The 26,341-nt window shown below is 38.8% G+C and carries 22 protein-coding genes; 17 read left to right on the forward strand and 5 right to left on the reverse strand.

The genetic code is table 11. The features are described 5' to 3' along the window. Nucleotides 1-396 precede the first annotated feature (396 nt). A complete protein-coding gene (locus PQ461_RS08610) occupies nucleotides 397-1,923 on the reverse strand; it encodes an FAD-dependent oxidoreductase (RefSeq protein ID WP_274303322.1) in 1,527 nt (508 codons plus the stop codon). Nucleotides 1,924-2,029: 106 nt separating this feature from the next. Here PQ461_RS08610 and PQ461_RS08615 point away from each other — a divergent pair, with 106 nt between their 5' ends. Beyond that, nucleotides 2,030-3,586, forward strand: a complete 1,557-nt coding sequence (locus PQ461_RS08615) for a M20/M25/M40 family metallo-hydrolase (RefSeq protein WP_274303324.1) — start codon at nucleotides 2,030-2,032, stop codon at nucleotides 3,584-3,586. A 213-nt stretch (nucleotides 3,587-3,799) separates the two neighbouring features. Here PQ461_RS08615 and PQ461_RS08620 read toward each other — a convergent pair whose 3' ends face one another. Together PQ461_RS08620 and PQ461_RS08625 are read right to left on the reverse strand one after the other, a co-directional pair. Continuing rightward, nucleotides 3,800-4,306, reverse strand: coding sequence for a hypothetical protein (locus tag PQ461_RS08620; RefSeq protein WP_274303326.1), 507 nt, complete (start codon nucleotides 4,304-4,306; stop codon nucleotides 3,800-3,802). A 100-nt stretch (nucleotides 4,307-4,406) separates the two neighbouring features. Then, nucleotides 4,407-5,276, reverse strand: coding sequence for a YitT family protein (locus PQ461_RS08625; RefSeq protein WP_274303327.1), 870 nt, complete (start codon nucleotides 5,274-5,276; stop codon nucleotides 4,407-4,409). 168 nt (nucleotides 5,277-5,444) lie between these two features. Here PQ461_RS08625 and PQ461_RS08630 point away from each other — a divergent pair, with 168 nt between their 5' ends. The 7 genes from PQ461_RS08630 (at nucleotide 5,445) to PQ461_RS08660 (ending at nucleotide 13,439) form a co-directional block, all read left to right on the forward strand. Then, nucleotides 5,445-6,755, forward strand: a complete 1,311-nt coding sequence (locus PQ461_RS08630; protein WP_274303328.1) for a sensor histidine kinase — start codon at nucleotides 5,445-5,447, stop codon at nucleotides 6,753-6,755. 21 nt (nucleotides 6,756-6,776) lie between these two features. Then, a complete protein-coding gene (locus PQ461_RS08635; RefSeq protein ID WP_274303330.1) occupies nucleotides 6,777-7,160 on the forward strand; it encodes a response regulator in 384 nt (127 codons plus the stop codon). Then, nucleotides 7,153-8,196 (forward strand): adenylate/guanylate cyclase domain-containing protein, encoded by a 1,044-nt coding sequence (locus PQ461_RS08640; RefSeq protein WP_274303331.1) that lies wholly within the window; start codon nucleotides 7,153-7,155, stop codon nucleotides 8,194-8,196. Before PQ461_RS08635 ends, PQ461_RS08640 begins: the two co-directional genes overlap by 8 nt. Before the next feature lie 195 nt (nucleotides 8,197-8,391). Continuing rightward, a complete protein-coding gene (locus tag PQ461_RS08645; protein ID WP_274303332.1) occupies nucleotides 8,392-9,558 on the forward strand; it encodes a M20 family metallo-hydrolase in 1,167 nt (388 codons plus the stop codon). A 54-nt stretch (nucleotides 9,559-9,612) separates the two neighbouring features. Further along, nucleotides 9,613-11,004: an outer membrane beta-barrel protein gene (locus PQ461_RS08650; RefSeq protein ID WP_274303334.1), complete on the forward strand. Its 1,392-nt coding sequence runs from the start codon at nucleotides 9,613-9,615 to the stop codon at nucleotides 11,002-11,004. Between the two features lie 537 nt (nucleotides 11,005-11,541). Beyond that, nucleotides 11,542-12,099: a GNAT family N-acetyltransferase gene (locus PQ461_RS08655; protein WP_274303336.1), complete on the forward strand. Its 558-nt coding sequence runs from the start codon at nucleotides 11,542-11,544 to the stop codon at nucleotides 12,097-12,099. Next, complete coding sequence (locus tag PQ461_RS08660; protein ID WP_274303339.1) at nucleotides 12,099-13,439, forward strand: sigma-54-dependent transcriptional regulator; 1,341 nt, start codon at nucleotides 12,099-12,101, stop codon at nucleotides 13,437-13,439. The genes PQ461_RS08655 and PQ461_RS08660 overlap by 1 nt, the downstream gene beginning before the upstream one ends. A gap of 13 nt (nucleotides 13,440-13,452) precedes the next feature. On the opposite strand, the gene PQ461_RS08665 is transcribed toward PQ461_RS08660, so the two are convergent. Together PQ461_RS08665 and fucP are read right to left on the reverse strand one after the other, a co-directional pair. Further along, complete coding sequence (locus tag PQ461_RS08665) at nucleotides 13,453-13,785, reverse strand: L-rhamnose mutarotase (protein WP_274303341.1); 333 nt, start codon at nucleotides 13,783-13,785, stop codon at nucleotides 13,453-13,455. After that, a complete protein-coding gene (gene fucP, locus PQ461_RS08670) occupies nucleotides 13,782-15,053 on the reverse strand; it encodes an L-fucose:H+ symporter permease (protein ID WP_274303342.1) in 1,272 nt (423 codons plus the stop codon). The genes PQ461_RS08665 and fucP overlap by 4 nt, the downstream gene beginning before the upstream one ends. Before the next feature lie 247 nt (nucleotides 15,054-15,300). Here fucP and PQ461_RS08675 point away from each other — a divergent pair, with 247 nt between their 5' ends. The 9 genes from PQ461_RS08675 (at nucleotide 15,301) to PQ461_RS08715 (ending at nucleotide 26,339) form a co-directional block, all read left to right on the forward strand. After that, nucleotides 15,301-16,089, forward strand: coding sequence for a polysaccharide biosynthesis/export family protein (locus tag PQ461_RS08675; protein WP_274303344.1), 789 nt, complete (start codon nucleotides 15,301-15,303; stop codon nucleotides 16,087-16,089). Nucleotides 16,090-16,094: 5 nt separating this feature from the next. After that, nucleotides 16,095-18,461, forward strand: coding sequence for a GumC family protein (locus tag PQ461_RS08680; protein WP_274303345.1), 2,367 nt, complete (start codon nucleotides 16,095-16,097; stop codon nucleotides 18,459-18,461). A gap of 9 nt (nucleotides 18,462-18,470) precedes the next feature. Then, complete coding sequence (locus tag PQ461_RS08685; protein WP_274303348.1) at nucleotides 18,471-19,781, forward strand: nucleotide sugar dehydrogenase; 1,311 nt, start codon at nucleotides 18,471-18,473, stop codon at nucleotides 19,779-19,781. Nucleotides 19,782-19,790: 9 nt separating this feature from the next. After that, a complete protein-coding gene (locus PQ461_RS08690; protein ID WP_274303350.1) occupies nucleotides 19,791-20,786 on the forward strand; it encodes an SDR family oxidoreductase in 996 nt (331 codons plus the stop codon). A gap of 8 nt (nucleotides 20,787-20,794) precedes the next feature. After that, nucleotides 20,795-22,000 (forward strand): O-antigen ligase family protein, encoded by a 1,206-nt coding sequence (locus tag PQ461_RS08695; protein ID WP_274303352.1) that lies wholly within the window; start codon nucleotides 20,795-20,797, stop codon nucleotides 21,998-22,000. Then, nucleotides 21,981-23,165 carry a polysaccharide biosynthesis protein gene (locus PQ461_RS08700; protein WP_274303353.1) on the forward strand — a complete coding sequence of 395 codons (1,185 nt, stop codon included), beginning with the start codon at nucleotides 21,981-21,983 and terminating at the stop codon, nucleotides 23,163-23,165. The genes PQ461_RS08695 and PQ461_RS08700 overlap by 20 nt, the downstream gene beginning before the upstream one ends. 1 nt (nucleotide 23,166) lies before the next feature. Next, nucleotides 23,167-23,718: an acyltransferase gene (locus PQ461_RS08705; protein ID WP_274303354.1), complete on the forward strand. Its 552-nt coding sequence runs from the start codon at nucleotides 23,167-23,169 to the stop codon at nucleotides 23,716-23,718. Nucleotides 23,719-23,732: 14 nt separating this feature from the next. Next, the gene (locus PQ461_RS08710) at nucleotides 23,733-24,851 is read left to right on the forward strand and encodes a right-handed parallel beta-helix repeat-containing protein (RefSeq protein WP_274303356.1); all 1,119 of its coding nucleotides are present in this window, start codon (nucleotides 23,733-23,735) and stop codon (nucleotides 24,849-24,851) included. Between the two features lie 174 nt (nucleotides 24,852-25,025). Continuing rightward, on the forward strand, nucleotides 25,026-26,339 hold the full coding sequence (locus PQ461_RS08715) for an MBOAT family O-acyltransferase (protein WP_274303357.1): 1,314 nt from the start codon (nucleotides 25,026-25,028) through the stop codon (nucleotides 26,337-26,339). The last annotated feature ends 2 nt before the right edge of the window (nucleotides 26,340-26,341 follow it).

Consider the following 26,341-nt stretch of genomic DNA (forward strand, 5'->3'; position numbering starts at 1 on the left):
TACTTTGGGATGAAGGATAGCTCATCCTGTAAAAAGCTTTTTACGCTACAAACGGGGAAAAATTTGCCAAGTAGTATTAAATTAACTGTAATTCCAACACTTATCTTCGCTTAGGGTCAAAATAGTGATAAATAATGCCCGAAACGATCGCGCATTTTATTTGAAAAAAATATTTTTTTTTTCAAATAAATATAAAATGAAGCGGTTCATTTAGAATTTAAGACAACAGAAATGATATCTGTGCCAGTATCAATATTCAGTATATCACAACTTACAGGTAGGTGATACAATAAAATACCTATCAAATAATATCCTTCTTTTAAAAGATTCATTTAAGGCTAAAGGATTTATAGAAAGTAAAAGGCTGCATCATATTATGATGCAGCCAGATCGATGTTATTGAATATTAACTTTTTTCAATTCCAGCCTTGGCGGGCCGGTTAAAACATTCCCATCTGTATCGAAACGCCCGCCGTGGCAAGGGCAGTCCCAGCTTTGCTCCGCCTTGTTAAAATGGACAATGCACCCGGCATGGGTACAAACAGGACTAAGTGCATGTATCTTACCATCATTATCTTTATAGATAGCCAGTTTTTCGTCCTTGTATTTTACAATTTCTCCATTGCCCTGCTCAATCTCTTTGATTGATTCAATTTCATCAACAGCTATCCGGTCGGCAACAAATTTGTAAGCGACATCTGCATTTTCCCTGACAAAGTCCTGAAAACCTGCTACAGGTTTAATCCGTGATGGACTAAACAACGCTGCATACTCATTTTCTTTGTGCAATATCAGGTCGGTAATAATTTGGGCTGAAAGCGTACCGAAGATCATACCATTGCCATTGTAGCCTGTTGCTATATAAATGCGGTTGGCGCCGCCAGGTAATTGACCAATATAAGGCAGGCCGTCAGCTGGTACATAATATTGAGCAGACCATTTGTAATCTACCGAAGCAATTTCATAATAGTTGCTTACCCAGTCTTCCAGGTTTTTGAAAGCAGTCTCAGGGTCATTGTGCCCCGTTTTGTGATCCTCCCCACCTGCAACTAAATACTTCTGGCCATCAACAGTGTGTGTACGTAAGTAATGATAAGGCTCCTTCATGTCATAAGATAAGCAATCCGGGTAATCATTATTTTTTAAAGTTATACCCAGTACATAGCTACGATAAGGCGCACAGGTAAAATCTAAAAGATTGATGCCCGGCGGAAGGTGAGTAGCATACACCAGGTTTTTAGATTGTATCTGCAAGTCATCGCTTTTGGTTATATGTATATCATTTTCAAATGTAGTGTCGCGGATAAAAGTATGCTCCAACAATATTCCCCCTGCTGCTACAAATTCTTCAGCCATTTTATAAATGTATTTCAGCGGATGAAACTGTGCCTGGTCTGCAAACACTATGGATGTCTGATACGGAACATTAATGCCATTAGTATCAGCCGGTTTGGCATCAATACCTACTTTAATTGACGAGCCCAATATATCTGTTAATTGCTTGCTCTCGTTGCTATCCTGTGCAAATAAAAAGCCCCTTTTGTATTCAAAATCACAGTCGATCTGATACTTGTCAACCATGCTTTTTATAAAAGATATTGTTTGTTTACCGGCTTTTGCAAGTGATTGCGCAGCTTCAAAGCCAAAATCGCTTTCTACTTGCGGATACGGCGAGTCAAAAAAATTATTTAAGTGGGCGCTGGTGCCGCCTGTTGTGCCGAAACCAATGGTATTGCCTTCTGCTATTACAACTGATTTACCCTGCTGTTGCAGAAGCAACCCAGTGGTAATACCGGTGATGCCGCCGCCCACAATCAATACATCGTATATGACCTGTTCACTAAAGTTACTTTTACTGCCTTCAAATAATTCGTTTTGCCACAGGCTGATTGTCTGGCTATCTCTTGGTTGCTTGCTTTTCATATTTCGATAAAATTTTCTTAATACTTAATAGGTAACATTGTCGTTTGATTAAAGGTTTTACTCAAAAATCATCAAACGATTATCTATTTTAGGTTCCATGAAAATCATGAAGCCTCACACAGTTACTAAAAGCTGGTATAAAGCAGTCCCTTTTGCTTTAGCTGTTACATTTTGCAGCAACCCTGCTTCGGCACAAAGCAACAAATCGGCAGTTATTGATGCCATTGTAAAAGAAGAAAATTCAAACTCACAGTTAGAGAAGCTTGCACACGAATTATTGGATGAAATTGGCCCGCGTTTGGTGGGTACGCCGCAAATGAAACAAGCCAATGATTGGGCTGTCAACAAATACAAAAGCTGGGATATTAATGCCCGTAACGAACAGTGGGGCGAGTGGCGCGGATGGGAGCGTGGTATATCACATATTGATATGATTTCGCCGCGTGTACACACGCTTGAAGCTACACAATTAGCCTGGAGCCCGGGCATGGGTAAAAAAACAGTAACAGCAGAGGTTGTTGTATTGCCTGACCTGGCAGATTCAGCGGCCTATGCACAGTGGATGCCGAGTGTTAAAGGCAAAATAGTCATGATCTCGATGCCGCAGCCAACAGGCAGACCTGATTATAACTGGCAGGAGTTTGCGCTTAAGGAGTCATTTGATAAGATGAAGGCCGAGCGTACTGCCATGACTGATGCCTGGAAAAAACGTATCAGTAAAACTGGTTATACCACACGCACATTGCCTGTAGCTTTAGAAAATGCAGGAGCGGCTGGTGTGTTTACCAACACATGGTCTGCCGGTTTTGGAGTAGATAAGATATTTAGCGCCTACACTAAAAAGGTGCCTACCATTGATGTAGCGCTTGAAGATTATACATTGCTTTACCGTTTGATTCAGTCTGGTACCAAGCCAATGATCAGCATGCATACAGAATCTAAAGAACTGGGTGCGGTGCCAACATTTAATACAATTGCCGAAATTAAGGGAACCGAAAAACCTGAGGAATATGTGATGCTTTCTGCTCACTTCGACTCATGGGATGGCGGTACAGGCGCTACCGATAACGGAACAGGTACACTGACCATGATGGAAGCTATGCGTTTGTTAAAGAAATTTTATCCGCATCCTAAGCGTACCATTTTGGTTGGCCACTGGGGCAGCGAGGAAGAAGGCCTTAACGGTTCGCGCGCATTTGTAGAAGATCATCCGGAAATTGTTAAAAACCTGCAGGCATTATTTAATCAAGATAATGGTACCGGCCGGGTGGTTGACCTTTCGGGCCAGGGTTTTGCCGATGCGAAAAATTACCTTAGCAAATGGCTTTCTGCCGTGCCTGATACTATTAAAAACCGTATTAAAACTAACTTCCCTGGTCAGCCGGGTGGTGGCGGTTCCGACTTTGCTTCATTTGTAGCGGCAGGGGCTCCGGGTTTTTCATTAAGCTCGTTGGGCTGGTCATACGGTACTTATACATGGCATACCAACCGCGACACTTATGATAAAATAGTTTTTGATGATCTGAGAAACAACGCCATGCTTGCAGCTATAATGGCTTACATGGCAAGTGAAGATCCGGAAAAAACATCAACAGTTAAAACCGAAGGCATTAAATGGCCGCAACCTGTAAAAGCAACAAGAAGAGGCGGTTTAGATAAATAGTTTTAAGAAAATATTTAAATAAACAAAGCACCTTTACTCGCCTTAGTAAAGGTGCTTTGTTGTAATATAGTATCCACAAATTAAAATAAGTTATACCAACTTTACGGCAAGCAATTTATCTGACTGCTGAATGGTAAGTTTAATTGTTGCAGAGTTAAATATCCTTAAATACGATGCAGTTATTAAAATTGCTTTAAGGACACATAAATAAATCTAGTTTTTATCTCGATGCAATTCAAAAGCCGAGTGATTTAGTTTTTCACGTATTCGTTTTGGTAACATAGCAAATAATATTTGCAACAGAATAGGAATCAATACACCATACCAAAAAGTCCTATGTGAAGCATTTAAAAAAATTGTAAATAAATATTTAAAAGATACATTAACAGAGTTTACTGTATCGATTAAAAAGAAGTAAATAATAGTAGAAGTAATTATTGAAAGAATTAAAGGGAGTCTAAAAAAGTCATTCAAAAAAATCTGTTTGCCAATAATTGAAATGGCATATGCAATTAAGCTTGTACAATAGATTAATGAAAATTGCATGCATCCAAAGCATAGTGCAGCTATTGCATATTGAATTATGTAAGGACTAAATAGTATATCTGGTTTAAATATAAGTAAAGCTGAAAAAGGGGCTATTAGAACTTGAGTTATTACTAAGAAAGTAACAATCGCATTATTTACTTTAACTTTTTCTAACCCTTCTATATAAGCCATTTAGATCTATTTGAAAACTTTAGATTTTCTTACTATTTATTACGTGTATACCTTTTGTCAATCTATTGATTTCCTATTATAATGAATAACAAATTAAATATCAATGCCTTGCACGGCGTTTAAGTACACCGCCGGTCGCTTCTTTAATGGTACCCGTAAACATGAAGGCTTTGGGGTCAACCTCGTGTACCATGTTGCGCAGGCGGCTCACCTCAAGCCGGGTAACTACTGTGTAGATAATATCAACCGGGTGACTGATATCAAAGCTTTCTTTTAAATAACCTCGTTCGCCTTTGTAAACGGTAATGCCACGTCCAAGGTTCATTACCAACTGGCGTTTAATTTCTTCGCTTTGCGCAGAAATAATGGTCACGCCTGTATATTCTTCAAGGCCTTCAATTACAAAACTGATGGTTCGCGATGCCGTGTAATAGGTAAGAATTGAGTAGAGTGCAGTAGGCAGACCAAGCTGGATACCCGCAATAAGGAAAATGATAATGTTGATGCCTAAAATGATCTCGCTGATGGTAAAGCTGATGCGTTTACCGGTATATAAAGCCAAAACTTCGATACCATCCAGTGCACAACCGCCACGGATAGCCAGGCCAACACCTATACCCATAAACACACCACCAAAAATGGATACCAACAATTTGTCGGAAGTAACCGGGTCGAACGGTATAAAAAGTAGCCCCAGACCCAGGCCAACAACAGCTAATAAAGTTCTGAAGGCAAAAATGCGGTTCACCTGATAAGCACCCATAATGATAAATGGGATGTTGGCCAGTACAATTACATAAGCAATGTTAAAGTGGTAGGTTTCATGTATAAGCAGCGAGATACCGGTAACACCGCCATCAAAAAACTTATTCGGAACAAGGAAGCTTTTTAAGGCAAAACTGCAAAACAGGATACCTGCAATGGTATATAAGGTGTCGGTAAGCCAATTGGGCAATAGCTGTTTTTTCATCTACTAATTACGGTGCTTGTAATGTTCTGCTAAAATAGTGTCTTTTTTTACTTGACCGGCAACAAAAGGAGTTTTTGTGATAAGCAATCAAAAAGAAGCCAGGCAATATGCCCATGTATATGATATTAATAGTTAATGTTATATTTAGCAATCGCAATTTAACTTTACATGAGCTTTTTTTATTTCGTCGTCATTTTCCTGCTATTTAACTGGTTCAACAAGTCAATAAAAATGACGCCGTTGCGTGATAAATGGCGCACTACTTTGTCTTTAGGGCAAATCGGTATAGCTATCTTATACGTAACGTTAGAAAACATCCTTTCTCAAACCACAATGATACTTGCTGGTACTGTTTTCCTGATAGGGGTAGTGCAATATTTTCAAAAGCAGGAAGATTTTAAAGGCTTCAGATCATACCTGGATGCACATTACCCACTCATGGCGGTTGGTTTTATCACATGGTTAATTTCAATCGTTAATAGTAGCTTTTACGAAAAGTATGATAACTACATTGCCCTTGCTACCGTTGGTGCCTTTGTATGGATAATGGCCAGATGGGCGGCTACAAAAAAGCAAAGGGAAGAGCTACGTATGTTTGCGCAAAAGAATACGGAGTTAGACCGTTTGGTAGCCGAGCGCACAGCAGAGTTAACCAACCAAAAGCAAGAGCTGCAAAATACCATTACATTGCTGCAAACTACGCAGCAACAGCTGATACAATCAGAAAAACTGGCTTCGTTGGGTGAGCTTACTGCGGGTATAGCGCACGAGATCCAGAACCCTTTAAACTTTGTGAACAACTTTGCCGATGTAAGCACCGAACTGATCGATGAAATGGAGGAGGAGCTGAACAAAGGCGATATCGAAGAGGTAAAAGCCATTGCAGCAGATATTAAACAAAACCTGGAAAAGATCAGTCACCACGGCAGGCGTGCTGATAGTATTGTTAAAGGTATGTTGCAGCATAGCCGTGCCAGTACCGGGCAAAAAGAGCCGGTTGATGTGAATGCCCTTGCCGACGAATACCTGCGACTAGCCTATCATGGTTTGCGGGCAAAAGACAAAAGCTTTAACGCCGAACTGATCACCAATTTCGATCATAACCTGCCAAAAGCCAATCTTATTCCGCAGGATGTGGGCCGGGTATTACTTAACCTGTTTACCAATGCCTTTTACGCCGTGCATCAAAAGAAGAAGTCATTGGGGCAGGGGTTTAAGCCTGTGCTTGAAGTAAATACCTCGCAAATCGGCAATACTATTATTATTAAAGTAAAAGATAACGGTACCGGTATCCCCGATGCTGTAAAGGATAAAATTATGCAGCCTTTCTTTACCACCAAGCCTACCGGCGAGGGTACAGGGCTGGGATTATCGCTTAGTTATGATATTATAGTAAAAGGCCATAATGGTAAAATTGACGTTGAATCTGTTGAAGGCGAAGGTACCTTGTTTACTATTTCGCTTCCCATTGGCCAATAATGGCTATATTTAAAGCATTGTATGAAAATATTGGTTGTGGATGATGAGGCTGACGTGCAGCCGCTTTTTTTACAGCGTTTCCGCAAAGAGATACGCAATCACGAATATGATTTTGATTTTGCCTTGTCTGGTGAGCAGGCGCTTGAATATCTGGAAGAAAAACATTCGGAAGTAGTAATTATTCTATCTGACATTAATATGCCGGGTATGAGCGGGCTTGAATTGCTTACAACAATAAGGCATGATTATGATAATCCGCCGCCGTTGGTAATGATGATTACTGCTTATGGTGATGAAGAGAATCACCGTAGTGCATTGGAAAAAGGTGCGAACGATTTTTTAACAAAACCACTTGATTTTAATTTACTTAAAGAAAAACTAAATAAAGCGCTGCATAATGGCTAAGATACTTGTTGTAGATGATGAGGCAGACCTTGAATTGCTTGTGAAACAAAAATTCCGTAAAAAAATACGGGAAAATGTTTACGAGTTTGTTTTTGCAAAAAACGGAGAAGAAGCCTTAGAGAAGGTACAGGAGCATGCGGATATTGATATTGTGATCAGCGATATTAATATGCCAGTGATGGACGGACTTACCCTTTTGAGTCGTTTACCCGATGCTAACCCGGTACTTAAAGCAGTGGTGGTTTCGGCTTATGGCGATATGCAAAACATACGTGCAGCCATGAACCGCGGCGCTTTTGATTTTGTATGCAAGCCTGTTGATTTTGATGACCTGGACCTTACCATGCAAAAAACAATAGACCATGTAAGGCAGTTGCAGGAAACGCTTAAAGCCATAAAGGAAAATAACATACTTAAAATGTATGTAGACGAAAACGTGCTGAAGTTTATGACGCACAAGGAGTTTGAGAATAGCTTACTTAAAAACGAAATTCTCGACGGTACGGTGATGTTCATAGATGTTTGTGGTTTTACTTCAATTACAGAACAGGTACCGGCCAATACAGTGGTAGAGTTGCTGAACGGGCTTTTTGATACCATTGTTAAAGAGATCATTAACCAGGGTGGGCACGTGGATAAATTCATGGGCGATGCGGTGATGGCGGTATTCAGGGGCGAGTATCACCTAGACCGTGCAATTGATGCAGCCCTTGCTGTAAGGACACAGATGAGCACGATACCCACTTTACATGTGGGTGAAAAAACGTTTCACGCAGAAATTTCTGTGGGTATCAATTCAGGGGAGATGGTATCAGGTAATATTGGTTCGGTATCGCTTAAAAGACTGGATTATACCGTTATAGGCGATTCAGTTAATCTTGCACAGCGTTTGCAATCGGCTGCTAAGCCGGGGCAAATTGTAATTACCGAACATGTTTATCACAAAACAAAAGAGTCTTTCAAATGCGAAAGAATAGGCGAGGTATCCCTTAAAAACAAAGCCAAGCCTGTGGTGATATACGAGGTGCTTGAGTAATTTTTATTTTTCTGATGCCTGTTTATTCATTTAGAAAACTAACCCTATCAAAATGGGATGGTATTAAATGTTACCTGTCAAAGTTTAAATCGTAAATGATTAATTATCAATATAGTTTGTATCGGCTGATATAAGAGGCATTCTTTTGGCAAATACCCGTGCAGTTCAATTCTAATAGGAATTGTCCGGGTAACTATGAAAACTTTAAGATTAGAAAGTACTAAAATTGCAGACCTGCACTGGAATAATCAATACACGCTTTTCAGTGAGTCTGTTACGCTTCTTCAAAAACTAATATCTACCCCTTCATTCAGCGGGCAGGAAAATAATGCTGCCAGCTTGTTAGCTAACAACCTTTCGCAAAAAGGCATACAGGTAAATAGAATGGGTAATAATGTATGGGCATTTAACAAATACTATGACCCTGCAAAGCCAACTATTCTTTTAAATTCACACCTGGATACTGTACTGCCAAATGAAGCTTACAAACGTGACCCATTTTGCCCGGAGATCAGCAACGGCATATTATACGGTTTGGGCAGTAATGATGCCGGTGGTTGCCTGGTTTCGCTGGTGGCCGCATTTCAGCACTTTTATCATCAGCAGCATTTAAGCTTTAACCTTTGTCTTGCCATCACCGCCGAAGAAGAAAACTCAGGAGAGAATGGTATACAGGCATTGTTGCCAACCTTAGGTAAAATACATTTTGCTATAGTGGGCGAGCCTACATTGCTGCAAATGGCCATTTCTGAAAAAGGAAACCTGGTGATTGATTGCAAAGCTATCGGTAGACCCGGTCATGCAGCAAGGGAAGAAGGGGATAACGCCATATACAAATGTCTTAGCGATATCGAATGGTTTCGTAACTACCGCTTTACATCAAAAAATATCGGTATTGCGCCTGTTAAAATGACCATCACCGAAATCAAGGCAGGCCTGCAACACAATATTGTTCCCGGCATCTGCGATTTTACAGTTGATATCCGCAATAACGAAACCTATACTCATCAACAGATACTGGATGTCATCCGCAAAAGTGTTTCTTCTGAGATCACTGTTCGTCCTGGTGCGCTTAAAGCCTCTGCAATTTCAATCGATCATCCCATAGTACAGGTCGGTATATCTTTAGGCTGCAAAACTTATGATTCGCCAACCAGTTCAGACAGGGCCTGGCTAAATTGCCCATCTGTAAAACTTGGTCCCGGCGATTCTGCCCGTTCACACATGCCCGATGAGTATATCTACCTCGAAGATATTAAGAAAGGCATCAATTTATACATCCGTTTGCTTGAGAGGCTTCCTTTTCAACTTATAAACGGTAGTAACGGATCAACAAAAGAAATAACTCCTGCCCATAATTAACAAGCGCAATACGCGGTATAAACGCCGCTTGCAAATACAATCCAATATATAAAAATGAAAAAAGTTCTACTTTCTATGGCCCTTCTTGCAGTTGCAGGATCAGGGTTTGCTCATGGCCTCGCAGACTCTGTTAAAGCTAAAACCGATACCGTAATGGCTAAACCAGCCAAGCCGGAGCCGTTTGCTTTTGGCGATTTTACCTGGCTTAACGGTAACGACCGCAGGCACAAGTCGCTGCTGGATACCAAATATTTTACCGGCCGTTTCCTGATGGATTTTAATTATACAGCATCAAACCATAACCCGATTGACCACACTGTTGTAGGTTCTACAGCTTTGGCACGCGACCATGAATTCGAGATATCTACCATTGCATTTGGTGGCGATTTCCATTACGATAATGTACGCGCAAGCTTACTTACACAGTTTGGTACACGTTCAACCGTTGTGCCGCGTAACGACTTAAGCGTCACCCGCGGCCAGTTCGACCTGTCTACCGCTTACCGTTATTTAAGTGAAGCCAATGCCGGTTACCATTTTAATGTGTTAAACGGTATCAACGTTGACGCTGGTTTATTTATGTCGTACGTTGGTTTGTTCTCTTATTACAATGCTGAGAACTGGGCTTATCAGCCATCGTTTACGTCTGACAATACACCGTGGTTTTTCAACGGTATCCGGGTGCAGATATTCGTGTCGGATAAGCTGAAAATTGAGCCTTGGTTAATCAACGGCTGGCAGTCATACGGTATGTTCAACAGCCAGCCTGGTATTGGTGGCCAGATCTTATGGCGCCCTACAGAATGGTTCCAGGCATTGACTAATACTTATTATGGAGCTGATACACAAGATAAGCCTGGCCGTAAAAGATTTCATTCTGATAACAGTATAGAAGTAAGATATATCAACAACACCAAGGGTGGCTTTATATCACGTGCTGCGTTTTCAGTAACAGGCGATATTGGTTTTGAAAAAGGCGATGGTGTAAATGGTTTTCATTCTGATCCGGTAAAGGGGCCTGCACAATATTTTGCCAGTGGTATGATCTATCATCGTTTATGGTTTGCCAATAACCATTTAGGCTGGACAGTGGGTGGTGGTTTTATCAACAACCCTGGCCGTTACCTTGTGCTTTATCCAACAGGTGATGCTAATCCTATCCCTGCAATCAATACAGGAGCAGTGGGCACTCATCCGTTTTCTGCAAATCCGGGGGATAAATTTCACGGCTATGATTACTCAACCAGTTTCGACTTTATGCCGAATGATTACCTGACATTCCGTTTAGAGGTGGTTCACCGCCATGCTGATGTGCCTTACTTTGCAGGCCACGGTGGTGTAACCTCCCCAGATGGGTACAATACAACTACAGTACCCTCTGATTTTAAACCAGATCTTGTAAATTCAGAAACGCGATTTATCGGCGCATTGCTGGTAAGATTTTAAAAGAAAGCCCCCTGAAATTTCAGGGGGCTTTCTTTTTATTATAGAAATATAACACTATCAATTTGATATAGATCATGATCAGTAGACAGCCTGTTAACCGGTTTCTGATCCTATTTATACTATAAAAATGATTTATGGCATTCTTTTAGCTATGAGTAACCATTAACATTTTAAAATAGTGATGACCGCATTTTACGTAATGCTCAAAGTGAGCATTTTACTTGGTTTTATCTTATTCCCATTACTGATAAACAGAAAAAATAAGAATCAACCTTTAACAGGTTTAAGCGATTTTGCCATCAATGCCGACGGCAAAATAGAAAAGATAGTTTCAAGATCACAAGATCCAAGTCCAACTATTTAATCAGGCATTTAATATGAAAATCAAAGCCTTTCAAAATGAAAGGCTTTTTTTATTTGTTGTTTTTATGGCTTGTATGTAACTGATTGTTTTACAGTTCAAAATAGTCGTAATTTTAAATATCAATTAATCGGCATTTTTTTGGCATCCATGTAATCAGGAGTAATACTCCGTAAATGATTAATAAAATGGAAGAAGAACGAATAATTGTGCGGCCGGCCATCCCATCAGATGTTGTATTTGCCGACGAGATCATTCATGAAATGGAAGCCTCTGCCATTGCAAGGGATTCGGGTATATCAAAAAGATCAGCCGCATCAATCATAGAAAAAATAGACCAGGGTAAAGCCGTAGTTGCAGTAACCAATAATGGCGAGTGGGCAGGTTTCTCTTATTTTGAAGCCTGGGACCATGATACGATGGTATCAAACAGCGGGATGATCGTTTCCCCAAAGCATCGCCATCAGCATATTGCTTCACAAATTAAGCAACAGGTATTCAACCTTTCACGTCAGCGTTATCCAAACGCTAAAATATTCAGCATTACTTCAGGGCTGGCTATTATGAAAATGAACAGCAGATTAGGTTTTGAACCGGTAACATACTCAGAAGTTGCCAAAGACCCCACCTTTTGGGATGGTTGCAAAAGTTGTGTGAATTATGATGTATTACAAGGCAAGAACAGGTGTAACTGTTTATGTACTGCAATGTTATTTGACCCCGAGCTTAATTAATGAAATCAGGATTATTAATAATTGACGACGAGGTTAAGTTACGCTCGTTAATGGCCAGGATACTGGAACTGGAAGGCTACCAGGTTTTACAGGCAGATACCGCCAAAGCCGGATTGAAGATATTGGAAAAGGAAAATGTAAGGGTGGTACTGGCTGATGTTAAACTGCCTGATGCCAATGGCGTAGAGCTGGTAACTAAGATCAAAGAACTAAGGCCCTTTGCCGAAGTAATCAATCTTACAGCTATGGGCTCCATTACCTATGGCGTTACTGCCATAAAAAACGGGGCGTTTGATTACTTGACTAAAGGCGACGATAATGAAAGGATTATCCCTGTTGTAAGTAAAGCATTTGAAAAGGCTTCGCTGCAATACCGTGTGCACGAGTTAGAAAAGATCCATGAGGCGCAATACGGTTTTTCTAAAATCATCGGAAATTCTCCGGCGATTGAAGATGCGATAAATCTGGCAAAAAAGGTTGCGCAGACAGACGCCACGGTATTATTGTTAGGAGAAACAGGTACGGGTAAAGAAGTTTTCGCAGAAGCTATCCATTATGACAGCATCAGGAATGTAAAACCTTTTGTGGCTGTAAATTGCAGTGCTTTTAGCCGTGAACTATTAGAAAGCGAGCTATTTGGCTATAAAGCAGGAGCTTTTACCGGTGCAATTAAAGATAAGAAGGGTTTATTTGAAGAAGCTAACGGCGGGTCTATATTTCTGGATGAGATAGGGGAGATGAGTCTGGACTTGCAAGCCAAAATATTGCGGGTATTGGAAAATGGCACCTTTATAAAGATAGGTGATACGAAGCCCACTAAAATTGATGTAAGATTAATAGCGGCCACAAACCGTAACTTGCAGAAGGAAGCCGAGGAGCATCATTTCCGGCTTGACTTATTTTACAGGCTTTCCGGATTTTCGATCGTACTGCCGCCTCTGCGCGAAAGAGGAAAGGACATCGAGTTGTTAGCCCAGCATTTTGTTAAAGTATACTCGGCAAAAGTGAAAAAGAAAGCACCCGGGATTGACGTCGGATTTTTCAGGCTGCTCTATAAACACAGTTGGAACGGCAACATCCGCGAGCTTAAAAATGTAATTGAACGCGTGATCATCTTAATGGACGGACAAAGCCTCACAGCTGATCTGCTACCAAACGAGTTTCACAACGGTGGTTATTACGATCTTGTAGCGCTTGATATGGCCACTATGGAAAAGCATCACATTAAGCGCGTATTAAGGCATACCAAGGGGAATAAGTCTGAAACTGCAAAACTGCTTCAGATCGGCCTGGCAACGTTATATAGAAAGATTGAAGAGTATGGTATCCTGATTAATTAGGATACCATAGTTATTATTTCAGCGAAAAAATCTTGTCCATCAGCACCCATTTTTCACCCGGTTTAGTGCCCGGTAAGGCCTGCTGATATTTCCACATCAGCTGTTCCCATTCCTGCACTTTGGGGTTATTTGCATCTGCCAATGCTTTTTGCTCAGATGAAAAAGTATCTTCTGTTTCCATGATCATCATCATGCGGTTACCGAATCGGTATATTTCCATATTGATAATACCTGCATCGGTAATGCTCTTTTTTATTTCGGGCCATACCGTCTCATGGTATTTTTCGTATTCGGCAATCAACTGCTCATCATCAACGAGGTCGAGTGCAAGGCAAAATCTTTTCATATAGTAGTTTTAAGGTTAGGTTTGTGCCCTTTTATAGCGTAATATAATACAAATCCAAAGCATAAAAGCGGTACAATGTAGGCCACCTGTATACTGTTGGTTTTGTCGGATATATACCCCATAGCCAGTGGGGCCACTGCACCACCAATAATTGACATCACCAAAAATGACGATGCAATTTTGGTTTCTTCACCAAGGCCTTTAATACCAAGCGCAAATATGGTAGGGTACATGATGGACATAAAGAAAGGTACCGCCATTAACGAATACAAGGCCACATTACCATGCGCTGTTAAAGCAACAACAAGTAATGCGATACTAATGATTGAATAAATGCCCAACAGGTTTACCGGCTTGGTTATGCGCATTAATGCGGTTCCCGTGAACCTGCCCAGCATAAAACCAACCATTGCCACAGACCCCCAAAGGTATGCCGCATCTTTTTCATTAATGTTAGCTACAAATTGGGCATATCTGATAAAGAAGCTACCAACACCAACTTGCGCGCCTACATAAAAGAACTGTGTGATTACAGCCCATTTTAGGTGTTTATGCTTAAATACCTTTGGAGAGAATTCAGTAGCGGCGTGTCCTGCTGTTTCCTGGCTGTCATCTTCTTTAACGTCTGGTAGTTTTGTGAATAAAAACAGCAGTAGTAAGAAGACAACCCCTCCGGCAATAATTAGATAGGGGATCTTAACCGCATTAGCCTCAAACTGTAGATAATCGTTTAGTTTGCCGCTTGCTTTTAGATCAGCTATTTCCTGCTTAGAATGTTCGATACCTGAAAGGATGAATTTACCCCCAAGTATGGGTGCGAGAAATGCTCCAACCCCGTTGAATGATTGTGCAAAGTTTAATCGTTGTTCCGATGTTTCCTTGTCGCCGAGTATCGTAACATATGGATTGGCCACAGTTTCTAAAAATGTAGCTCCGGCTGCAATGACAAAAAATGCGACTAAGAAAAATGGATAGTTTCTGGCAGATGCCGCAGGAATAACCAATAACGCACCTATAGCATATAAAGTTAATCCGCAGATAATGCCGTTTTTATAACCATAGCGGTGCATCACAAAGCCTGCCGGTATGGCTATTAGAAAATAGGCCAGGTAAACAGACGAGTCAATAAAGGCAGATTGTGTGTCGGTTAGTTCGCAGGCCTTTTTTAAATGGGGGATAAGTATGGGATTAATGTTGTGTAAGAAAGCCCATAAAAAAAACAAAGAGATAACAAGGATAAATGGAAAGAGGTATTTTTTTCCAGACATAATTAATTGGTTTTCAGATACGGAGCCAAGATGGTTTAATTGGTAGCCTTAGCTAAGGCTGTTATTACGGCGCAATATAATTAAACCCTTTATAAAAGCAATTATGATATTTAACCCTCAAGGAAATATTAACTTATCGTAATCATATTAACAAGAATATTACATCGTAAAAGGTTTTATTATATATATTTGCTGTCTGAATTTGCTCTGCTCATAGGGCAAGCGCTTCATACATCTACACCACCTAATGAGACATTATTTATATTCAATTGTATTTATTGCAGTTTTGTTTAGTTCGTGCCGCACTAAACGAAATCTTACTTATTTCAGTGACCTGCCTGATTCTACAACTTATAAAACCAAAGTTCTAAACCTTGCAGAGACCAAAATCCAGGCTGGCGATATTTTAAGTATTACCGTAAATAGCCCAAGCCCCGAATCCAATATGCTTTTCAATGGTGGGATGCCCTTAACCCAATCTATGGGTACAGGTTTGCAAAGCACTTCGGCTACACCTGCTGCTCCTGCACAGAACGGATATGAAGTTAATCATTCGGGTGATGTTAATTTTCCTGTATTAGGTAAAGTACAAATAGCCGGGCTGACCAAAGAACAAGCTGCTGAGAAAATTACTGATTTATTAAAAGGATACATCAAACAACCCGTTGTTAATGTAAGGTTTCTCAATTTTAGAGTTACCGTTTTAGGCGAAGTTACCCGGCCTTCAACATTTAATGTCCAAAATGATGGGATAAATATCCTTGAGGCACTTGGAATGGCCGGCGATATGACTGTTTACGGAAAACGTGAAAATGTATTGGTTGTACGCCAAACAGGCGAAACCCGTACCATGGCCCGTTTAAATTTAAATAACAAATCTGTTTTTGAGTCTCCTTATTTTAATTTACAGCAAGGAGATGTTGTATATGTAGAGCAGGATAAAAGTAAACTTAGCGCTACAAGAACCGCAATTTTAACCTCCATCATTGTTGGTAGCGTAACTATCATTTCTGTATTACTTTCCCGTTTACTCTAAATTTAATGAAAGACCCGAATTTACCACTGGATCAGCCCAATAACAGCTTTTTCAAAAATCTGATTTTTCAGTATATCCGTATTTGGCCGTTCTTTATTTTAACTGTATTCATCGCACTCTTCGGCGCTTATTTATACTTAAGATATGCAGAAGTAGAATACAGCATCAATGCCACTATACTTATTAAAGACGATAAAAAGAACAATAGTATAACTGATGCATCGGCAGCTATTGACCTGGATATATTTAAGTCGTCTCAAAGTATAAATAATGAGATTGAGGTTTTAAAGAGCAAGCGTTTAATGCAAAAGGTACTAAGCGACCTTGAATTGCAAACAAGCTATTATTCGGTAGGGGCAATCAAAACGCGCGAACTTTACGGGAAATTTATCCCTGTAAAGTTAATTATCTCGCATATTGACTCGGCAGCATACGCCGGGCAGCTTAAAATTACGGTTAGTGATGGCCAAAGCTTTACCATAAATGAAGATAAGACCGCATATAAATTTGGTCAGCAAATCAATTTACAGCATTCTTCGTTTACTGTTGTTGCCCAACCGGGACTTAAAACAAATACTTCTTACCTTGTAAATTTTAACGATTTGCGTAAGCTCGGTATTTATTACGACGCTAAGCTTACACTTACACCTGTAAATAAAGATGCCAGCGTTTTGGCAATGAATCTTACAGATAATGTTCCTGAAAAGGGGCAGGATATTTTGAATAAGCTGATAGACGATTATAATCAGGAAGCTATTGAAGATAAAAACCTGCTTGCTAAGAACACGATCGGATTTATTGACGAAAGGTTAAAATATTTACTCTCAGAACTTACAGGTGTCGAAAAAAATGTCGAAACCTTTAAAAGGAGTAATCAAATTACTGATGTAACTACAGATGCCCAGGTTTTTGTAGATCAATCTAAACAATACTCTGAAAAAGCTACTGACCTGAATATTCAAATCAATATACTCGGCTCCCTTGCTGATTATATTCAAAAGGATGTTAATAAATATAATCTGGTGCCAAGTTCATTAGGCATACAAGATCCTACATTAAATGGCCTTATCGAAAAGTTTAACGAACTGCAATTAGAAAGAAAAAGGTTATTACAGAACGTTCAGGAACAAAATCCTATCATTTTATCAATCAATGATCAACTTGCCAATCTTCGTAATAACATCAGGGAAAACCTGAAAAATATTAAACAGGGGCTTGAAATATCAAAAAATGATCTGGACAAAAAATATGGTACATTCAATTCAAAAATCAATAATGTACCGGCAGTTGAACGTGGCTTAACTGATATAAAACGTGAGCAAGGAATAAAGGAAACACTTTACGGTTTCTTATTGCAGAAAAGAGAAGAAGCTGCTATCTCAATGGCATCAACAGTGGCCAATACAAGGGTAATTGACCGTGCTTATGTTGATGATACACCGGTGAAACCTAAGCGCCAGATGATATATGCAATTGCACTGTTAATTGGCCTGGGTTTACCGATAGTGATATTGCACCTGAAAGAATTGTTAAATACTAAAGTTTTAGCTGTAAGCGACGTAACTAAAATTGTAGACTTGCCAATTTTAGGGGAAATTTCGCATAATGAAACTGGTGAAACACTGATCATAAAGTCAAATAACAGATCTGAAATGGCCGAAAGGTTCAGGTTGGTAAGATCTAACTTATTGTTTGCGTTACCTAATAAAACAGATAAGATTATTTTGGTAACATCAAGCAGAAGTGGTGAAGGGAAAACATTTTTTTGTATCAATTTAGCCGCCAGCCTTGCCCTTTCAGGTAAGAAAGTAGCCTTGCTCGAATTTGATATCAGAAGGCCAAGAGTTGTAAAAGATCTTGGATTAAGTGGCTTTAAATCGGGGATTACAAATTATCTAATTGACCCTAAGCTTACGGTTAATGATATTGCCAAAGAGTTACCTGGTGCAGCCGGATTACATATTATTGCATCAGGCCCAATTCCACCTAATCCTTCAGAATTATTAATGAGCGAAAGATTAGAGCAACTGATGAATGAGCTAAGGGCAAATTTTGACTACGTTATTTTTGATACATCACCGGTTGGGCAGGTTGCAGATGCCTTTACATTAGCCAAATCTGCTGATTGTGCCTTATATCTTGTTAGATACAATTACACATTCAAAGATCAGATTGCCATTACAAAAGACATTTATATCAACAAAAAGATGCCAAATCTGATGGTGGTTATGAATGATGCTAAGAAATCATTTGGTGGCCGCTATGGTTATGGCTACGGCTATGGGTACGGCTATGGTTACGGAAGCTATGGCATGGAAGAAGATCAACCGGATAAAAACTGGTTTACAAGAAAATTTAAATCTAACAAGTGATAACATATAATGATAGCTCCAAATAGTGCAATCGATATCGATAATTTAAAAATAGCAATTATCGGATTAGGTTATGTAGGCCTGCCTTTAGCGGTAGAATTTGCCAAAAAATATAATGTAATAGGTTACGATATTAATGCCGACCGTGTAAGTGAATTAAAAAAAGGATATGATCGCACTAATGAAATAACTGAAAATGATCTATCAGGTGTTTTAAAAGAAAATGGAACAGGTAACGGTCTGCTTTGCGAAAACAGAAGTGAGTTTATAGAAGACTGTGATATTTATATTGTAACTGTCCCTACGCCTGTAGATAAAAATAACAGGCCTGATCTTACCCCAATGTTAAAGGCCAGTAAGGCTGTAGGTAAGGTTTTGAAGAAAGGGAACATTGTAATTTATGAATCTACTGTTTATCCCGGTGTTACAGAGGATGAATGTGCACCAATACTTGCTGCAGAATCGGGACTTACTTTGAATGTTGACTTTTTTCTTGGCTATTCTCCAGAACGTATTAATCCTGGTGATAAAGAACATACAGTGTCTAAAATCCTGAAAATAACTTCGGGTTCAACACCGGAAACTGCAGAGTTGGTTGACCAGTTATATAATTCAATTATAGTTGCAGGTACCCATAAAGCACCATCGATACGTGTTGCAGAGGCAGCTAAGGTAATTGAAAATGCACAGCGTGATATCAATATTGCTTTTATCAATGAGCTTGCTAAAATATTTAATAAGCTTGATATTGATACTTCTGATGTGCTGGCAGCTGCAGGTACCAAATGGAATTTCTTAAACTTTAAACCAGGTTTAGTTGGTGGTCACTGTATCGGTGTTGATCCGTATTACCTGGCACAAAAAGCGCAGGAAATAGGTTATCATCCGGAAATCATATTAGCAGGAAGAAGGCTAAATGATGGCATGGGCCTGTATGTTGCACAGGAAATTGTTAAGCTGCTGATTAAGAAAGACATTTCTGTAAGAGGCGCCAAAGTATTGCTTATGGGCATCACGTTTAAAGAAAACTGCCCGGATGTAAGAAATACCAAGGTTATTGACATTATTACAACCTTACGCGAATATGATATAGAGGTAAGCATCTATGACCCTTTGGCCGATGCTGATGAGGTTAGGCATGAGTATGGTTTAGAATGTTTTTCTTCTGTAGAACCTAATGGTAATTTTGATGCTGTAGTACTTGCTGTGGCGCATGATGAGTTTAAGTCGCTTGATTTAAATGCTTATTGCAATACTAACCATGTAATTTATGATGTTAAAGGTATATTACCAAAGCATCTGGTAGATGGTAAACTATAATTTAAAAGGATGTACAACACGCAATTTCATACAGATAGTTTAGCAGATAAATCTTTTTTGATAACTGGCGGGGCTGGTTTCATTGGCTCTAACATTGTAGAATATCTATTAAAATACAATGCCGGTAAGGTAAGGGTACTTGATAATTTTGCTACAGGAAGTATCGATAATTTAAAGCCATTTTTAAATAACCCTGCATTTGAGCTGATTGAAGGCGATATAAGGGATATTGAAAAATGTAAAGAGGCTGTAAAAGGTATAGATTATGTATCGCATCAGGCCGCTTTAGGTTCAGTTCCAAGATCAATTGCTGATCCAATAATATCTAACGATGTTAATATAAGCGGATTTCTGAATATGTTGGTAGCAAGCAGAGACGAAAACGTAAAGAAATTTGTTTACGCAGCAAGTTCAAGTACATACGGAGACCATCCTGATTTACCGAAAGTCGAAGATAAGATTGGTAACCCACTGTCGCCTTATGCTATTACAAAATATGTAAATGAACTCTATGCATCTGTTTTCTCAAAAACTTATGATTTCCATGCAATAGGCCTTAGGTATTTTAACGTTTTTGGCCCAAGGCAAAATCCTAAAGGGGCTTATGCGGCTGTTATTCCATTGTTTATTACACTGGCTCAGAATAATGAGCCCGCTTATATTAATGGCGACGGCGAAACCAGCCGCGATTTCACATTTGTTGAAAATGCGGTTCAGGCAAATATAAGGGCCTTGTTTACGCCAACAGCGCAGCATGAAGTTGTGAATATTGCTTTTGGTGAGCGAACAACTTTAAACGAGCTTTGGAACGAGATATGCAAATTGCAACAAATTGAGCTGAAACCGACCTACCGTACTGAACGTAAAGGTGATGTTAAGCACAGTTTGGCTGATATTAGTAAAGCTTCAAAGCTTATCAATTACAAGCCGCTTGTTTCGGTAAAGCAGGGTTTACAAATTGCCAATGAATGGTATAAAAGTAATTTTGCTGCGAGCGAAAACTAATTTAAATAGTGGAGCTATTACTTAAACAAATACTGCCCATACTGTTCTTTTTTCTGCTTTTGTTTGAGATAGAAAAGAACAAAAGTATTTTGTTTACGCTTGCGCTGTTCTGGAGCTACATATCTTTTGGCTCAAACTATTCATTGCCACCATATAGGGTATTATATCAGGTAGTACAGCTGATTGTGATCCTATATTATCTGGCTTACTACCGGTTTGATTTTCATTATACTAAGGTAGGTAAGCAGTTATTGGTTTTTTTGCTATTTATATTATTAAGCTACTTAGGTAATGGAGTTCAACTATCACTTTATCTAAGTAGCTTAATAAATTTTATAACCATATACCTTGTATTAAGCTATCTGTTTAAGGCTATAAATACTACAGAAAAGCTGGAGAAGGTCTTTACCTATATTACCAAGCTTGTTTTTCTGACAGCCATATTTACAGTTATCGCATTTATAGTTGAAAGAACACGTATCGAACTTACTACAAACAACCCTAACTATCTCGCATATTTTTTGGGTTTAGGTTTTTGCACAGCATATACCACTAAAAACAAAACCCGGCGACTAATCGAACTACTTACCATAGGTGCAAGTATCATGTGTACCAGTTCGCGTATTATATTAATAGCCATGACGGTGGTAGTAGTGATACACGTACTTAGCAATAAACGCACGCTGGTACTTAATATATTAGGAGGTACGCTTGCCGTTTTGATTGCCATTGGTGTTTTAAATGTGACGGAAATGATTAGCAGTAAGCGTTTCAGAAACATTGATGAAGATGCAAGTACGTTGGTTAGGGTAGAAATTATTGAAACATCAAAAAAGATAGTCGCTGCAAATCCGTTTAATGGGGTCGGCTATAATCAGTTTCAAAACAGATTTTCAAATTATGTTTCCGCAACAGCCGAGTTTTTGGCAGATACGGACAAAATTGTAACTCACAATGACTTCCTCCGAATAGTTGACGAACTCGGGATACCTGCTTTGTTGTTTATGTTTTATATCATCATTTCACAGGTAATCATTATCTGGAAACTACCGGTATACCAGCGTAATGTTTTACTTACGCTTTTGATAACGGATATTTTATATTCTACTTCGCACAATAACCTTAACGCTTTTGTGTTTTGGTTTTTCCTGATGCTGCCTACTATGGCTTATTATATAAATTTAAAAGAAGCGTATGTTAAAGAAGCTGAGTAGTGTAACCATTTTAAGCTCGCTTGGTGCGCTGTTTAATTTCCTGACAACCTTTATCATAGTTCACAACTTAGGATTGGGTATATTAGGTAAGTTTACGCTTGTAAACTCTATCACGGGGCTTTGTTCGTTGATTTACACTTTGCTGCCACCTAATTATTCGGTGTTTAAGTATCAGGATGATGATAACTACAGATATATCCTTACATCTTTTTATGTAGTAGCAAGCATACCTTTTGTCGGTATATTATATGTTTTGCATCTGCTAAATTCTTTTCCTGAACTTTCGTTTGGCGTTGTTGCATTTAACGGTTTAACAACTATTGCTTTTTATTATTATGATATTACTTATCAAGCGAAAAACCGGCTTTACAGATACTTTTTACAGTTATTGTTACAAGCAGTATTAAAGATCATCATCATATACTGGTTCTATTTTACGCATCTATTAAAGGATAACAGTTCGTTAATTGTTGCTACATCATTAGCCCAATTAATTTGCCTGATTCCTTATGCTAAGGACTTTTTAAAAGACATAAAGTTTTCTAAAACATTTTTCAGAGACCCGATTGTATATGTCATTCAGAAGTTTCATGACTTAAAATTTTATTATTTAAATGCAGCTATCAAACGAGTAAAGGACAATGTAATCATCGTCTTATTTAGTAAGATCCTGACATCTGAACTTATCGGTTTATTTACATTATTTATAAAAATCACAAGCTTTGTACTAAGTCTTGGCCGTTCTTTCGAAGCATTTTTCGCTAACCGGGAAAATATGGAAAAATATCACCAGTCTTTTAACCGGCATATTCTATTATTGGGAGGGGCTTTACAAGCTGTATTTATAGGCGTTGGATTGGTATATATGAAAATTTATGTGCATCAATATTACTTTATTGAAATTCTGATTTTAAGTTTCCTGGTTTATCCATACAGTAGGTTTATTGTGGAAAGGATGAAATTTCTTGGTGACTACAATAACCGGGAGTTAAATATTTCAATGATTATTTATATCACTTTCGTGGTAGTTTCTTTTGCTATTTGCAACTTCTTCAAGATAACTTCATTGTATACTATTTTATTAGTGTATTTTATATCCGAGCTTTTAAATTATGCTCATCTGATTTATAAATCTGTATCTAAAAGAATTAAGACTGAAATATAAAATGAGCATAATCAGAAGGATATTATTAAAATTAGGCATAGCAGAACTGAAATTTGGTAAAGGGAAATTCAGCAACGCTATTGTGAAGTCTGTTTTTATTAAACCTGAAAATATTTTTTTAGGAAGGAATGTTTTTATCGGCCCTCAAGCACACTGGGATGCTACAGATAAAATAACAATAGGCGACGGTGTGATTTTTGCCCCTAAAGTAACTGTTTATACACGTACACATAATTTTAACTCGGATGATTTAGGCGCTTTACCATTTGATGATAAAATTTTGGTCGCTAATGTTGTTATTGACGATTATGTGTGGATAGGTAGTCATGTTATTATTCTGCCCGGGGTAAAAATTGGTAAATGTTCTGTTATAGCTGCCGGAGCAGTAGTTACAAAAGATGTACCTGAGTTTGCAGTAGTAGGTGGCAACCCGGCTAAAATAATCAAGTACCGGAATGTTGATAAAGCCAAAGAATTAATGAACAGCCCTGTGCCTTTCGTTTATGAAAAATTTGGTCACAAAAAGACCTTCGTTCCACGCTACCATGTTTAACTAAATATAAAAAAATGTCAAAGAGAATAAACACCCCAATTTTTTTCTTGATAGTTGCCCTTAGTGCAAGCACAACATTTAAAACTTTCGGTAGCACTATTGAAAGCAAAGTTGCTAACCGTAGCTTAAACCATGTTCAGAGTATTGGTTTCAATATCCAGAATATACTACCTAAGGGCTATGTAAAGGATGCTTCGGTTGATTATACAACGTATATACAGGCAGCTTTAGATAAGTACAGCAATGTAGTTTTTCCAGCATTTCCATTACTGATTACCGACAAAGGATTAAGTCTAAACAGCAATCAGAATGTTACCTTTTTAAAAGGCGGCAGCCTGGTGCTGCAGCCAAGCGGTCAGCCTAATTATCAAATGATCCGTATCCATGATGTATCAAATGTGACGATCACGGGCATGGTATTAAAGGGCGATAAGTATACCCATACTACAAAAACAGGCGAATGGGGCATGGGTGTGTCAATCCGTGGTGCAAGTAGTGTGCAAATTAACTCAAGCACCATTGAGCAATGCTGGGGTGACGGGATTTATATTGCCGGTACAGCTAAAACCCCGTTTTCAGACCACGTGGTGCTTAACGATATTACCTGTAATGATAACCGTCGCAATGCCATATCTGTGATCAGCGTGCGCGACTTTAAAATAAACAAAGGGTTACTGTCAAACACATCGGGTACACCACCTATGTGTGGTTTAGACCTGGAGCCAAATAATAACAGCAACGTTTTAGACAATATTCAGGTAAATGACCTGATCACAAAAAATAACCTCTACGGTATTTCATTTTACCTGAGTCCATTAAATGGTAGTGTACCCAAGGCAAGCAACGTAACCATTACCAACCATCAGGATATAGGTTCAAAAACAGCTGTACAGTTTGGTTCACGGGGCGCTAACATATCAGGTCAGGTAGTGATACAAAATGCCAGCTGGACAGACAATAATCTACCGGTAAAAATTGTAAATTACGAACCAGGCAATGGCGCCAAAGTGATATTCAAAGGCGTAAAGGTATTTCAAACACAAAATGGATTGAAAAGGGATGTTGGTATAGGTGTTTTTAATAATATGAGAAGAAGTTTGCAGCCGGGAACACTTGGTGTACAAATTCAATAATTTTTGAATTGTCTTACTTAAATTTATGTAAGGCAATTATATAAACCTTGGTTATAAATGCTATTTAACTCTTTTCAGTTCCTTGTATTTTTTTTAATCGTAACTACCTTATATTATGTTTTGCCACATAAATACAGATGGCTGATGTTGCTTATCAGCAGCTGTTATTTTTATATGGCATTTGTGCCGGTATACATCCTTATCTTAATATTTACTATTGTAATTGATTACTTCGCAGGTATATCAATTGAAAGGTTTCAGGGTAAGCGGCGAAAGTTGATATTACTGATCAGCCTGATAGCCAATATTGGTGTTTTAGTAGTTTTTAAGTACTACAATTTTGCTATTGAAAATATCTCGGTTGTTTTAAGATCAATAGGCCTGCCTTCTAAAATTCCTTACTTATCCATACTGCTGCCTATCGGGTTATCATTCCATACTTTTCAGGCCATGAGTTATACCATCGAAGTCTACCGGGGTAACCAAAAGGCTGAAAAACATTTTGGCATTTATGCGCTGTATGTAATGTTCTACCCGCAATTGGTAGCTGGCCCAATTGAACGACCACAGAATGTATTGCACCAGTTTTATGAAAAAAAGCAATTCAACTACTACCATGTTTCCCGCGGTTTAAAATTAATGCTATGGGGCTTGTTTAAAAAGGTTGTAATTGCAGACCGGCTAAGTGTATATGTAGATACGGTATTTAACCATGTTGGGTCGAAGGAGTTTGGCAGCCCCACTTATGTGTTGGCAGCAGTTTTGTTTTCTATCCAGATCTACTGTGATTTTTCAGGTTATTCTGACATGGCGCTGGGTGCTGCCGAGGTAATGGGATTCAAACTCATGAAAAACTTCAGCAGGCCTTATTTTGCTAAAAGTATCCGCGAGTTTTGGACACGCTGGCACATATCATTATCAACCTGGTTCCGCGACTATGTTTACTTTCCTTTAGGCGGTAACAGGGTATCCTTAAACAGGTGGATATTTAATTTATTCGTAGTGTTTTTACTGAGTGGATTATGGCATGGTGCCAACTGGACATACATTGTATGGGGGGCATTACACGGCGTATTTATGGGGATTAATGCCATACTAAGCAAACTTAAAAAAGCCAAAACCTCTGAAAATTATGATAGTAATGTCTTTATCAGCTTTCTGAAAATGGCAGGCGTTTTCATATTAGTAAGCTTTGCATGGGTTTTCTTTAGGGCCAATACCATGAATGATGCTATCGGTGTATTTAAAAATATTCTGCACTGGAAAAGCGGATTATTTCTTGGCCCTATCCAATCATTAATTTACTCATTCGCAGGTCTGTTAATATTGATAGCAGCTGAAGCAAAGCAGGAATTTTTTAACAAGCGTTTCTCAATTTCTCAAAGCAGTCATACCGTAATCAGATGGGCATATTGTATCATCCTAATATTTATGATCTTAAGCATTGGGGTATTTAATGGTAGTCAATTTATTTATTTTCAATTTTAACA

The sequence above is a fragment of the Mucilaginibacter sp. KACC 22063 genome (assembly GCF_028736115.1).
In the GTDB taxonomy this organism is placed as follows: Bacteria; Bacteroidota; Bacteroidia; order Sphingobacteriales; family Sphingobacteriaceae; genus Mucilaginibacter.